General features: G+C 58.9%; 10 protein-coding genes. 5 read left to right on the forward strand and 5 right to left on the reverse strand.

Annotated features, from left to right (window positions below):
- Positions 1-38: 38 nt before the first annotated feature.
- On the forward strand, positions 39-1,142 hold the full coding sequence (locus Q9S52_RS03140) for a 6-bladed beta-propeller (RefSeq protein WP_304708134.1): 1,104 nt from the start codon (positions 39-41) through the stop codon (positions 1,140-1,142).
- Entirely contained in the window at positions 1,126-1,689 is a 564-nt protein-coding gene (locus tag Q9S52_RS03145; protein WP_304708135.1) for a hypothetical protein, read from the forward strand. Before Q9S52_RS03140 ends, Q9S52_RS03145 begins: the two co-directional genes overlap by 17 nt.
- A 67-nt stretch (positions 1,690-1,756) precedes the next feature.
- Here the strand turns inward: Q9S52_RS03145 and Q9S52_RS03150 are convergent, their stop codons facing one another.
- The 5 genes from Q9S52_RS03150 to Q9S52_RS03170 form a co-directional block, all read right to left on the reverse strand.
- The gene (locus Q9S52_RS03150; RefSeq protein WP_294594104.1) at positions 1,757-2,728 is read right to left on the reverse strand and encodes an ROK family protein; all 972 of its coding nucleotides are present in this window, start codon (positions 2,726-2,728) and stop codon (positions 1,757-1,759) included.
- A 1,042-nt stretch (positions 2,729-3,770) separates the two neighbouring features.
- A complete protein-coding gene (locus Q9S52_RS03155; protein WP_294597900.1) occupies positions 3,771-3,938 on the reverse strand; it encodes a hypothetical protein in 168 nt (55 codons plus the stop codon).
- Positions 3,939-3,967: 29 nt separating this feature from the next.
- Entirely contained in the window at positions 3,968-5,032 is a 1,065-nt protein-coding gene (locus tag Q9S52_RS03160; protein ID WP_304708136.1) for a GIN domain-containing protein, read from the reverse strand.
- A 41-nt stretch (positions 5,033-5,073) separates the two neighbouring features.
- Positions 5,074-7,551, reverse strand: coding sequence for an ABC transporter permease (locus tag Q9S52_RS03165; protein WP_304708137.1), 2,478 nt, complete (start codon positions 7,549-7,551; stop codon positions 5,074-5,076).
- A 99-nt stretch (positions 7,552-7,650) separates the two neighbouring features.
- A complete protein-coding gene (locus Q9S52_RS03170; RefSeq protein WP_300725739.1) occupies positions 7,651-8,616 on the reverse strand; it encodes a sensor histidine kinase in 966 nt (321 codons plus the stop codon).
- Between the two features lie 201 nt (positions 8,617-8,817).
- On the opposite strand from Q9S52_RS03170, the gene Q9S52_RS03175 reads away from it, so the two are divergent.
- From Q9S52_RS03175 to Q9S52_RS03185, 3 genes are all read left to right on the forward strand, one after another.
- Positions 8,818-10,116: a cysteate synthase gene (locus Q9S52_RS03175; protein ID WP_304708138.1), complete on the forward strand. Its 1,299-nt coding sequence runs from the start codon at positions 8,818-8,820 to the stop codon at positions 10,114-10,116.
- 152 nt (positions 10,117-10,268) lie between these two features.
- Complete coding sequence (argH, locus tag Q9S52_RS03180; RefSeq protein ID WP_304708139.1) at positions 10,269-11,603, forward strand: argininosuccinate lyase; 1,335 nt, start codon at positions 10,269-10,271, stop codon at positions 11,601-11,603.
- 284 nt (positions 11,604-11,887) lie between these two features.
- Positions 11,888-13,474, forward strand: coding sequence for a hypothetical protein (locus Q9S52_RS03185; protein ID WP_304708140.1), 1,587 nt, complete (start codon positions 11,888-11,890; stop codon positions 13,472-13,474).
- The last annotated feature ends 5 nt before the right edge of the window (positions 13,475-13,479 follow it).

Below are 13,479 nucleotides of genomic sequence, written 5' to 3' on the forward strand. Positions count from 1 at the left end.
TTAATTGTTTATTCGTAGCTGTTTCTTTTGTCATAGGGATGGTAGGTTGCGGCCCACGTGCGTCGGATGCCGATGAGGCGCAGATGCCTACGGTTCGGTTGTCGATGGACGAAACGCCCTTGGCCGATACGGCCGCCGGGCGACTGTTCCGGAATCCCTCGTATGTCACGCTGCGCGGGAGAATGCTGGGCAGTATCAGCCAGTTGCTCGATTGGCGCGACCGGTATGTGATTTTCGACCGGAAACAGAATTATGTCTATCTGTTCGATACGACCGGACGGTTTATCCGTCAGGTGGGGCAGGCCGGCAAGGGGCCGCGGGAGTATGTGCGGCTGAGCGGCGTGGCGTTGGCGGGGGATACGCTGGTGTTCTATGCCGACCAGCCGAACAAATTGATGTATTACGACCGGGTCGGAGATTTTCTCGGAGAGCGGCCCATAGCGCGTCGGTATTGCTTTTTGGAGGGAATCGGGTATGGGGGTGCCGATGACAGGGTCTATGGCGTAATGCCCGCAAATCGGGGGGCTTCGGGATATACGGTCACCCGGCTGACGGAAGACGGGACGGACGGGGCGGATTTCCTTCCGTTCGAGGAGTGGCCGGCGGCGGTGACGGCGGGGGCGATTCTGACGGCGGCGGACAGCGGTGTGCTGTGGATCAGCCGGCCGTTCGACAACCGGGTCTATCGCGTCGATCGGACGAACGGGGAGCCGCGGGCGGTCTTCCGGCTCGACTTCGGGGCGGGGAATATGCCGGCCGGATACACGGAGGGACTGGACGACTACGATGTGATTCTGAAGGCGAGCAAGGAGGGGGTTGTTTTTCACGCGGCGCGACCGTGTCAGGTCGGCGATTGGTTGCTGATCGGGACGTTCGGCAACTATTTTCTGATCGATTTAGCGGACGGGACGGCCCGGAAGGTGGAGTCGATAGCGGTGGGAGACGGGGTCGAGGGGCAGTTCTGGAGCTATGTGCCGATGGAGTATCAGAGCCGTCGGCTGGTGCTTCAGCTGATACCGGAGCGGGTGCAGGCGCTGGCGGGGATGGGGCGGATGAAGGTGACGCCTCAGATGGATTCGTTGTTGCAGGCGAATGGGAAGCTGGAAAATCCGATATTGATGATTTATGAACTGGAAGATTAGCGTTTTGAGTCTCTCTGCATGGGCGGTCGGACTGGTGGCCTGCGGCGGGCCGGGAAACCGGGCGGCGCAGGATATCCGGCGGTGGATCGGAACACGGGTCGAGATTCCGGCGGGTCTTGTGGCTCGGGCTGATGGCCGCGATACGCTTCTCGTGCCGGAGGATTCGGGCGTGGTGGCTAAGGTGCTGGTCTATTACAGTGCGGAGGGGTGTACGCCGTGCAAACTCAAAGAGTTGATGCAGTGGAGGCCGATGATCGAAGAGCTGGCGGAGGATAGCGCGGTGCGGTTCGTTTTCATCCTGAATCCGGCCCACACGACGGAACGGGAGTTGGAGATGACGCTCTACGGGATGCGGTTTGCGCATCCGGTTTTCTATGACCGGGCGGGCGGGTTCGAGATTTCGAACCCGGAATTGCCGAAAAATCAGGTGTTTCAGACCTTTCTGCTGGACAGTGCGAATCGGGTGATGCTTGTGGGGTCTCCGGTGGGCAATGCGAAGATGTGGGAACTTTATAAGCGTACGATTGCCGGGATGACGGCGGAATAAAAGTACAGGGGGCTATGCTTCGACAGCATAGCCCCCTGTACTTTAGAATAACAGATAGGTGTTCTTCCTATTCCCGTTCCAGCTGTTGCCAAATCAAGGCCGAAGCTCCCAGCACCGCCGCGTTCTTCCCGTCGATCCCCGACGGGAGCAGTTTCACCTTATTCCTGAAGTTCGAGAGCATGTGCATCTCCATGTACTTTTTGGTCGGCTCGAAGATGTATTTGCCTGCCTTCGCCAATCCGCCGAAAAGGAAGATCGCCTCCGGCGAAGTGATCGTCACGGCATCGGCCAGCGCCTGCCCCAGAATCATCCCCGTGTACTCATACGCCTCGATCGCCAGCCTGTCCCCATTCAGCGCCGCCTTGGTAATCATCTCGGCGGTCAGGTCGTTGTAGCTGATGTTCCGGAATTCGCTGTCTTCGATGTGGTCGGCCAGCAGTTTGAACGCTGTCCGCTTAATCCCCGTCGCCGACACATAGGTTTCCAGGCACCCCTTCCTCCCGCATCCGCACACCCGCGCGCTGGCGGTCTTGTTGACGATCACGTGTCCGAGTTCTCCGGCAAAGCTGTCGTGTCCGTACACTAACTGTCCGTTGGCCACGAAGCCGCTCCCGAGGCCCGTCCCCAAGGTCACGACGATAAAGTCTTTCATCCCTTTCGCTGCCCCGTAAACCATCTCGCCGATGGCGGCTGCGTTGGCGTCGTTGGTAATCAGCACCGGAATGGTCGGGTAGTACCGTTTCATCTTTTCGACGAACGGGATGACGCCTTCCCAGATCAGGTTGGCGGCATATTCGATGGTTCCGTTGTAGTAGTTGGCATTCGGCGCTCCGATCCCGATCCCGATGATTTCGAACTCGCCGTCGAGGTTCTTCATCAGGCTCTGGATGCCGATGTAGAGCTCTTCCAGATACTGGTCGAAATCGGGGAATTTCTTGGTGGGTACGACGCCTTCGCCGTACATGTTTCCGTCGCGGTCTACCAGGCCGTAAACGGAATTCGTCCCCCCGATGTCGATGCCTACTGCTAATTGCTTCATGGTATGTGGTTTTTTGAGAATCGTTATGAATACCAAATATAGGGATATTTTATGAAATGCCGCTTCGGGAGAGGTAAAATTCTTTGTTTAGGGCCGTGGCAAGCGGAGGGGGATTGCCGGTCGAGGTGTGCGGCGGAGCGCGAGAGAATTGGGGCCTGCGCGCGAACAAAGATTTGGGCCGCCGGTAGCTTGAGGATGCGCAAGCATCCGTCTAAAGTCTTTTTGGTTCTTTTTCTTCAGAAAAAGAACGGTACCCTCAAACTAAGCCGCGCGCCACGCCTTGAGAGGGAAATCGTCAAAACTCGCTTGCGTGTTTTGACAAGATTTCCCAAGGCGCGCGAACAAAAAACGGGGGTAGAGGCGGCCATTTGTCCCCGCGGGCACGCGGGGCCTGCCCGGTCTGAGGGCAGTTTTAGGCGGGTTAAAGCTCAATGTGCGAAAACTCCGTTGCCCGCCCGCTTAAGAGGGCATATTCTGCCGGTTGGCACTTGGCCAATCCGGCAAGAATTGCCGCGGGCGACGGAAAAGCGGCGGAGCGCAAGCGGAGCCGCAGTGATGCGGACACGGGGCGGAAAACTGGGCTGGGTTTTGGGCTGTGCCTGTTCTTCGGGTGGGAAAACCGTAGTCGGTTTTCCCACCGCGCCGGGCCGAGCATGGGGCTTGGATTTGGGCGGTAGATTGGGCTGAGCCGTTTGCCGGGCTTTGGGGCGAGAGCGAGTAGCGCGATTCGTAGAATCGCCGTCCTCGGCGAGGGCGACGCATTAGCGGCGCGTGGGGGGGCGCGCCGAGGACGAATGGGTTGTGCTCTTGCGACCTTTTGGGTCGTCGGTCGAACTTGGCAGCTTTGACCAGTGAATGGAGCATTGTTTTGGCGGGGCGGGCGCCCGGGAGCTCGCAGTGAGCTTGCGAACGTTGCGGGCCTCCCGAGGGGGAGGCGTCCGGCCCGCGCGGTTCTACGAACCGCAGGATTCAACTCAAATAGGGTAGAGGCGGCCCGGTTATTTGGGGTAGACACAGCCAGTAAAACGCCCTATGGGCGCGTTTATTCCGAGAGGCAACGCAACTGAAGACCGTGGGCACGGCCGTTTTGGGCATTGACGAGATGGCGTTGTGTGCCGAAATCCAGGTATCTGCCATTCATGCCGCTGATCGTCGAAGACCAGCTGTAACCGTAATTGCCGGGACCTATGGGCGCTCCCGTTTTTCCCATATTGCCACCGTCGCGGAAGCCCGGGGCGGTCAGGCCTCTTTGTGCAGGACGAGCATACCCCTCTCTTCCGTCACCTGATACGTACCGTTCTGTATGCGGATTTTCGCCCCTTTTTCCAGCATGATCACGCGTTGTTTCTGCGCCGCCGGAACCGTCGTATCATCCGGCCCCGGTTGTCGCAGTTGAATGCCTCCCTGCACTGCCGTCACGACCCGGGGCTCGTCGCCGATGACGCACCGTGCTCCCGTCGATACGAGCAGCAGAGAGGGATTCGGCTCCGTCGTTACGGCCGCTTCGTCGTTCGTCAAAGAGGATTTCACGGTCAGCTGCGTCACGTCGAAGAGCCCGTTGTTATACGACCGATGAGTCAGGCTGCGGACTTCGCCCGCCGCATGAATCTTGCCTGTGTTGAACGCCGTGCCCTCCAGACGGTCGACATGGCTGACGCGGATATTCGCCTCTCCGTTGTTGAAAACACTTAGGCTGACCGCCGGAGTGTCCGATATGTCCCCCTCGAATTTCGCGCGGTTGAAAACCGAAATCGAGAGCCTGCCGGTGGCCCGCAGATCGGCGCCGGTCACCTCCGTCCGGTTGAAGCAGATGAATTCGGCATTTTGGAACTGTATCGTCCCCAGCCGGATCTGTCCGTCGCCGGCAGCGCTCAGTTTCCGCAGGTCATTGACCGTAATGACGGCCCGGGCCCGGAAGCCGGATTTCGCATGCCTGACGGAGCTCTTTTTGTTTAGCTGAACGCGGCGCGTGTTGTAAAGCCGTAGGATTCCCTGTTTCAACGAATAACGCAGGGTGTCCGACAGGTTTTCTCCCATATTTTCGGACGAGATGAAAGTTCCCCGCTCTTCGTCCCGGGCGGTCGGACAGGTCGGGATGTCGGCCGGAATCTCCAACAGGACTCCCGTCGGGCTGCCCTGCCGAATCTCCACGTCGAAATTCCCGGCCAGAAAAATCTCGTGAATCGACTCGCCCTCGAAACAGGTCAGGGTGCGTGTCTGCGGTGCCTCCTGGGCCGCGGCTGTGCCGAGGAGCCCGATGAGTAGAACGACTGCGTGGAAGCCGGTTTTCAGGATGCTTTTCATAAGGTTTGTAAGGTTAAAAACAGACGAATCGATGCAGGGTGTTATTCCGTTTTCAGCGACCGGATCGGGTTGGCGCGCAGCGTGATCAGAATCCGGCTGCCCACCGTCGCCAGCGTCACGGCAGCCAGTATCCCCACCGGCACGACGAAGAGCCACCCGTTCGTCCCGATCCGGAACGGATAGCGCGCCAGCCAGCTCTGCATGGCATACCACGCCAGCGGGATGCCGATCGCCACGGCCGCCGCTATCAGCCAGACGAATTCGGCCGACAACGATCGGAAGAGGTCGAGCCCCGTCGCGCCGAACACCTTGCGCACGCCTAACTCCTTGCGTCGGTGGTTGGTCGAGAAGAGCACCATCACCCACAGTCCCACCACCGCGACGAACAGGGCCAGGCCCGAAAACAGGGCGAAAACCCGTCCGAAACGGCTCTCCGCCTGATATTGGGCGTCGTAGAACCGGTCGATGAAGAAGCGGTCGAAGGTCGATTCCGAAAAGAAACGCTGCCACTCCGTCTCTGCCGTCCGGAGCAGTTCGTCGATCGGGGCGTTTTCGGCGAATTTCACCGAAACGAACTTCTGGGGCAGCCACCCCAATGCACTCTCGCGGATCAGCATGATCGGCGTATAGCCGTTCCGCAGCCCCTGCTGGTGATAATCTTTCACTACGCCGACGATCTCCATCGGCCGGTCTTCGCGGGTTTCGACCGTCACGAATTTTCCCACCGCCTCGTCCGGCGTGGCGAATCCCAGCGCCCGGACGGCCGCTTCGTTGACGACCATCCGGTTCTCGTCGCCCGTGAACTCCGCGCCGAAGCCTCGTCCGGCCACCACCGCCAGTCCGTAGGTCGCGATATAGTCCTCGTCCGCCACCAGCATCTCGTACAGCCGGTTCTGTTTCGTCGCGTCGCTCGTCAGCCGGTTCGAGAGGAAGGTCGCCACCTCCATCCCCGGCACGGCGTTCGAGAGGGTCACCCGCTCTACCTCTTTCCGCTCCTCCAGGGCCCGTTTGTAGGCTTTCATCCGCTCCGGCAGGTCGGACATCGAGCCCGGATAGCGGATGGCGAAGATGCGTTGGGTCTCCACCCCTAACGGCTGGGCCCGCATGTAGGCCAGTTGGCGGTCTACGGTGAAGGTGCTCGCGATCAGCACCAGTGAGGCGGTGAACTGCAACACGGTCAGGCAGCGTCGCACGGCGCCCGCCCGACCGGTGCCGATGTATTTGCCTTTCAGGATCGTGGCCGGTCGGACGTTCGAGATGACGAAGGCCGGATAGGCGCCCGACAGCAGCACGCCGAGCAGGAAGATGCCTCCGGCGGCGATCCAGAACATGGGCCGGTCGAGCATCACGAATCCGATTTCGTGGCCGATCAGCCGGTCGAACCACGGCCCGAAGAGGGATACGGCCCCTGCGGCCAGCAGCAGGGCCGCCGAATTGATGACGGCCGACTCCAGCAGGAACTGGCCGATCAATTGTCGGCGGGTGCCGCCCGAGACTTTCCGGATACCCACTTCGCGGGCCCGCTCCAGCGACCGGGCGGTGGCCATGTTGATGTAGTTGATCCACGCGATGGCCAGAATCGCCAGCGCGACGAGGGTCAGGGTCGTCACGGCCGCCCGACTCCCTTTGGCCTCGCGCTCGTATTTCTTCCACGGGGTCAGGTGGACGTCGGCCGCCGGATTCAGCGACACGCCCCAGGTCTTGTTCCGCAAGGCCTCGTCGGTTTTATAGCGTTCCGCCATCACGGGGAAGGCCTCTTCCACCGCCCGCGGATCGACGCCCGGGGCCAGGCGGACGTAGGTGTAGACCTCGTGCCGGTACCAGAATTCGTCCAGCCAGACGGGCAGGGTCTGCCACGAGAGGAAGAAGTCGAATTGCAGTTGCGAATTGCGCGGCATCTCCTCCAGAATGCCCGTCACTTCGCAGTTCAGTTCGCCTTCCGACGAGTGGAAACGCAGCGTCTGACCCATAGGGTCTTCGCCCGGAAAGTACTTGGCGGCGGCGTAGGGGGTGATGACCACCCGGTTCGGCCCTGCTAAGGCTGTGGTCGGATCGCCCTCCCGGAGCCGGAAGCCGAAGAGGTCGAAGAACGACGGATCGACCGCCGTGACGCTGTTTTCGCGGTATTGCCGGTCGCCGTGGCGGACGATCTGTTCGGTGCCGTGGATGTCGAATCGCGCAAACTCCTCGACGCCCGGAATGTGGCGCTTCATGGCGGGGCCGTAGCCGTAGGAGGAGGTGGCCCAGTCGTCGGTCAGGGTGTTGCCTTCGTAGAACTGCGCTTCGACCCGGTAGAGCCGTTCCCCTTCGGGGTGCATCGAGTCGTAGCTCCGTTCGAAAACGACGTAGTTGAGGATCAGAAGCGCGACGGACATCCCCACGGCGAGCGATAGCAGATCGACCGCGGAGAAGAGTTTGTGTCGCTCGATGCGGCGGAGGGTCAGCAGGAGGTAGTTGCGGAGCATACGGAAAAGATTGGAGGATGATTCAACCGAATCATCCTCCAATTCGAATGCCAAAGCGGTTTATTGATTGATATTCAGATTACTATAAAAACAGGAATAGGCCGAAAGTGTCTAATTTTTAGACATCGGGTGTCTATTTTCTGGACACTGCCGCTATCGGGTGGCGATGCGGATCGAGACCCGGGTGCCGCCGCCTCCCGGTCGGCTGTCGAGGGTCAGCTCGCCGTGGATCGAACTGATCCGCGAGGCGATGTTCGACAGCCCCATGCCGGTCGGTTCGGTCTCGGGATCGAACCCGCAGCCGTCGTCGGCCACTCGCACGGAAATCCGGTCGCCGTCGGCCTGCATGTCGATCGTCAGGTTCGCGGCGCCGGCGTGCTTCAGGGCGTTGTTGATCAGCTCGCACACCACCCGGTAGAGAATCACCTCGCGGTCGCGTTCGAAACGGAGGTCGCGCATGCCTTCGGTGCGGAGAACGATCCGCGTGGCGGGGCACATCGGCTGGAGCTTGTGAACGAAGGTGTGGATCGCCCGTGCCACGCCGAAGTTGTCCAGAATGTGGGGGCTGAGGTTGTTCGAGATCTCGGTCAGGCTCTTGACCGCCTCGTTGACCACATACTCGGTGTTGGTCAGAATCTCCTTTTGGGTTGCGTCGAGCGGCTGTTGCAGGAGGGCCGAGACGCTCATCCGGACGGACGAAAGCAGGGGGCCCAGGCCGTCGTGCAGCTCTTTCGAAATGATCTGCCGCTGGTTCTCCTCGGCCCGGATCACGGCGCTCAGGAGCCGTTTCTCGCTGTTCCGCCGCTGCTCCTCGCGCAGGGCGAGGTAGTTCAGCACCTTTTTCACCATGAAAATGCCGACGGCGAAACAGAATGAGGTGAGGATGCCCACCCACACGTAGTACTCTTCGCGCATGACGATCATGTCCGTCCGTCCGTCCGTCCGGTCCGAGAGTTTGTGGGCGAACTCGTCGAAGCGCATGACGCACATCAGCACCAGCGCGATGGTGATCAGGATCCAGGACGAGCTGAATTTGGTCTTTCGGGTGAGCCGGATGGCTATGCCGGCGGCGAAAAATTGCAGGACGATCGAGATGACGAGTAAGACGAGGAGTACCATATTCGGAGGCTAAAGATAGGGTTTTTCCGGCCGTTTTCTGCTCTGCGGGCCTGCTGTTTCGCGCCTCTCGGGCCGATCGGGGGGCGATTTAGGTATAAATACCCACGGTCGGGGGGCGGCTTTTGCCTACTTTTGCAGACAATACGGGTATTGCCGCTTTCGGGCGGTCGGGGCCCGGTCGAGAAACAAGTACGAAAAGACATGGAACGATTTACACCTACCCGCTATACGTTGACCTGTGTGGCTTCGGGGCGCGAATTCGAGGACGAGGGCTGGACGCTCGACGATCCGGAGTGCGGCGAACCGTCGCTGGTGCGGGCCCGGTATGCCGAGCGGCAACTCAACGTGCGCGACGACGCTTACGGCATCTATCGCTTCTGCGACTGGCTGCCCATCCGGCGGACGCTGCGCGGAAGTCATGCGCCGGTGACCTATAAGAGCCGGAAGCTGGCCGAGTATTTGGGGCTGGAGAATCTCTATATCACTTTCAGCGGCTACTTCCCGGAGGTGGGGGCGCGGATGACCACCTGCTCGTTCAAGGAGACGGAGGCTTACAACGTCTGCGCCCGGCGGGCGGAGGGCGAGGAGCGCGTGCTGGTGGTCGCTTCGGCGGGCAATACGGCGCGGGCTTTCGCCAAGGTGTGCTCGGACAACCGGATTCCGCTGCTGCTCTCGGTGCCGGAGGACAATATCGGCGCGCTGTGGTTCGAGGAGCCGCTCGATCCGTGCGTGAAACTCATCGCGCCGTGCTGCGGGGGCGACTATTTCGATGCGATTCACCTGAGCAATCTGGCGCTCTCTTCGCCGCGGTGCTATGCCGAGGGGGGGGCGAAGAATGTGGCGCGGAGGGACGGGATGGGGACGACCGTGCTGTCGGCGGCGACGGCCATCGGCGAGATTCCGGACTACTATTTCCAGGCCGTGGGGAGCGGAACGGGAGCGATTGCGGCGTGGGAGGCCAACCTGAGGCTGATCGAGGACGGGCGGTTCGGGAACAAGCTGATGCGGCTGATGGTGTCGCAGAATGCGCCGTTTACGCCGATGTACGATGCCTGGCGGGCGGGCTCGCGCGAGATGCTGCCTTACGACGCGGATCAGGCGCGGGCAGATGCCGAGGCGATCGACGCCAAGGTGCTCTCGAACCGGAAGCCGCCGTACAGTTTGCACGGGGGGCTGTACGACGCGCTGGTGGCGACGGACGGCGATGTGCTGGTGGCGACCAACGAGGAGGCGCGCGAGGCGCGGCGGCTGTTCGAGGAGCTCGAAGGGGTGGATATCTATTCGGCGGCGGGGGTGGCGCTGGCCACGCTGATCCGGACGGTGCGCGAGGGGCGGGTGGAACGCGACAAGATCGTGATGCTCAATGTGACGGGCGGGGGCGAAGAGCGGTTCCGGCGCGAGCGGGGAAATCGGGTCTGGAACCTGCGGCCGCACCGTGTTTTCCCGTTAGATGCGGACAAGGAGCAGGTGGTGCGGGCGGTCGAAGAGCTGTTTGCCTGACGGCGGGTGCCTGACGGCGGATCGAACGGGCGGGCTCTCCTTCACCGAGGAGAGCCCGCCTCGCGTTTTTCGGCGCGGATCTGTCCGTTGCCGGCAAGTCCGCGGGAAAATCGTATTTTTGCATGAACGAAACCTATCTTAACTCTCCGGAAATGAAACTTTGGCAAAAAAACGGCACCGATACGGCGGAAGTAGACCGATTTACCGTCGGTCTCGACCGCGAAATGGATATCTCTCTGGCGCGCGCCGACCTGCTCGGCTCGCTGGCCCACACGCGGATGCTGGCGACGATCGGGCTGTTGGCGCAGGATGAGCTGGCGGACGTGCAGCGCGAATTGAAAGCCATCTACCGGACGGTGGAGCAGGGGGATTTCCGGATCGAGGAGGATGTCGAGGATATCCACTCGCAGGTCGAGCTGCTGCTCACGCGGCGGATCGGCGAGACGGGTAAGAAGATTCACAGCGGCCGCTCGCGCAACGACCAGGTGCTGGTCGATCTGCGGATTTACCTGCGGCGCGAGATTTATGAGATCGTCGGTGGGGTCGAACGGCTCTTCCGCACGCTCCAGCGGCTGGCCGACCGGCACAAAGAGGCCTTGATGCCTGGCTATACCCATCTCCAGATCGCGATGCCGTCGAGCTTCGGCCTGTGGTTCGGCGCTTTTGCCGAGGGGCTGGTGGACGACCTGACGATGATGGAGGCGGCTTATCGGGTGTGCAACAAAAATCCGTTGGGATCGGCGGCGGGCTACGGGTCGTCGTTCCCGCTCGACCGCGAGATGACGACGCGCCTGCTGGGGTTCGACACGATGAGCCACAATGTGGTCTATGCCCAGATGGGGCGCGGCAAGACGGAACGCCTGCTGGCGCAGGCGATGTCGGCGGTGGCGGCAACGCTCAATAAACTGGCGACGGACAACTGCCTGTTCTTGTGCCAGAATTTCGGATTTATCGCCTATCCGCCGGAGCTGACCACGGGGTCGAGCATCATGCCGCACAAGAAAAATCCGGATGTGTGGGAGGTCATGCGCAGCAAGTGCAACCGGCTGATGGCTTTGCCGAACGAGATCGCGCTGATAACGACCAACCTGCCGACGGGCTATTTCCGGGATTTGCAGCTGCTGAAGGAGGTGCTTTTCCCGGCGATTCGGACGCTCAGGGAGTGTGTCGAGATGGCAGATTACATGTTGCAGCATATCGAAGTGAAACACGATATCCTGAACGATCCGAAGTATGATTATCTGTTCAGTGTCGAGGTGGTCAACCGGCTGGTTTTGAGCGGGGTTCCGTTTCGGGAGGCGTATCGGCAGGTGGGGTTGGAGATCGAAAACGGGACGTACAGCCCGTTGCGGGAGGTGCACCACACGCATGCGGGGAGCATCGGAAACTTGTGCTTGGATCGGGTGGATGCTTTGATGGCGGCGGTGTTGGAGCGGTTCGCTTTCGACCGCTTTCTACAGGCGGAGGCGGAGCTGGTGGCGGAGTAGTCGGGGGCTGTCTCCTGTTGTATGGCATTCCGGTCGAAGAATACCTGATCTGTCAAACCGGAAACTCTTTCCGCCTTCGGGCGGTCGGGGTTTCCGGTTTTTGTAATTTGCATACCTGTCAAAAATATTCTTACATTCAGTATCTAATAAGTATTGCATGTATTATATTTTGTTATTTTAAAATCAGCCGGATGCTTTTTCGTGTGCTTTTTATTATTATATTTATTTCGTGTTTTGAGTCAACTATGCGAAGGGGTGGATCTATTGGCTAAATTTATCGCAGTATGAAGCACAAACTACTTTTGTACGGAATGTCGGTGATGGTTGCGGGTGTCCTGGTCTGGGCCTGCCGACATGAACGCTTCGGGGCGGACGGCCCCGATGCCGTCGAACCGACTCTGACGGTCGGCGAGGCGCAGGACTTTTTCGAATGGCAGTATGCGCAGAGCCTGCCGATGATCACCCGGGCGTCGGGAGACCGTCCGGTGGGGATGTTGCCTGGCGATTTCACGCCGCTGTGGAACAAGGCTCGGATCGGTGCCAATCGCGAGATGGACGGTGCCGATGTGCCGATCGACCCGCACTTCATCTTCACGGCGGTGTTCCATCGGAAGACGGAAACGGGAGATACCCTCCGACAGATGGTGGATATTACCCAGAAACTGGTGGTGAACCGCTGGCATGACCATCAGCAATGGAAGGGAATGTATGCTTATATCGCTACCCTGATCCCTACTCCGGATTATTATTCCCATCATCGGAATTATGGGCAAAAGTTTGTTAATGTAGGAACGAAAGCGGATTTTTCGGGGATTGTGATTTATCATACTTTGGGAGGACGTTTTGTAAATATAGATCAATACCGTGATGGAGTTCGGATAGATCAGGCTTACGATCCGGAAGGTAATTTGTCTTTGGCGGAAGCGTTGTTCCGTATGTTGCCCGAGGCTCAAATTTATGGAGGGACTCCTGCCATGTATAAATTGACTCTGGAGTCGGAAGAAGTAATTGTTCAGGCATGTCGGCAATGTGGGATGCGAGAATGTTATTGTAGAGAGAGTGGGGCGGGCTGTTATTGCAAAACGATCGGTAATGAAGGTGGAGGGAAAGAAGAACCGCCTGTTCCTCCGGGTGGGGGAGGTGGTGGTAACGGCGGTGGCGGCGGAGGAAATATCAGCCCGATAGTCCGGGACATCCCTCCGATTCAAAGGATAGATTGTGCCCTGTCAGCCGGTGAGAATGCTGCTTCGGTTCAAGCGATGTATCGAGTATTTAACAATGCCGGATTACAAAGTTTCATTAATGCTCACATTAATGATAATGTAGAGTGGGGTGTAGCGTTGGATTATGATTCACAAACAAGAACTTATACATTGGGAACCGTAAGGTCGGGAAGTCCTACCAGTGTAGGTATTCCTATTACATATGGTTCATATGTCAATTCGGTGGCCACATTTCATACTCATCCGGCTACTGGAATGCCCCACTCTATGACAGATGTAAGGAGTCTCATGAAAGAAAATCAATGGACAAACGGTAAAACTCATATTTCTATCGTTGCGGTACAGCAAGAAGTAGGAGTTCCTCCAATTATTTATGCGCTTTACATAGAAGACCAGGCCGCAGCCAATACATTTATCGGTACGTTGAATGATCAGTTTAAAAATCAAATGGAACTGGAGGTGCAAGACCTTTTCACCGAGATATATAAAGCCGATCAGTCAATGGACGAGTCGTATGCTTATGCTCTAAGCTATTTACTAAGCAAGTACAATACGGGAGTCCGTATTTTAAAATACGAAAACGGTGATTTCAAACAGCAAGAGACAACCATTCATGGTAATACCATCATTCGTGTAACTTGTCAATAAATTTG

Origin of the sequence: uncultured Rikenella sp., from assembly GCF_948810725.1 — a bacterium.
Taxonomy (GTDB): domain Bacteria; phylum Bacteroidota; class Bacteroidia; order Bacteroidales; family Rikenellaceae; genus Rikenella.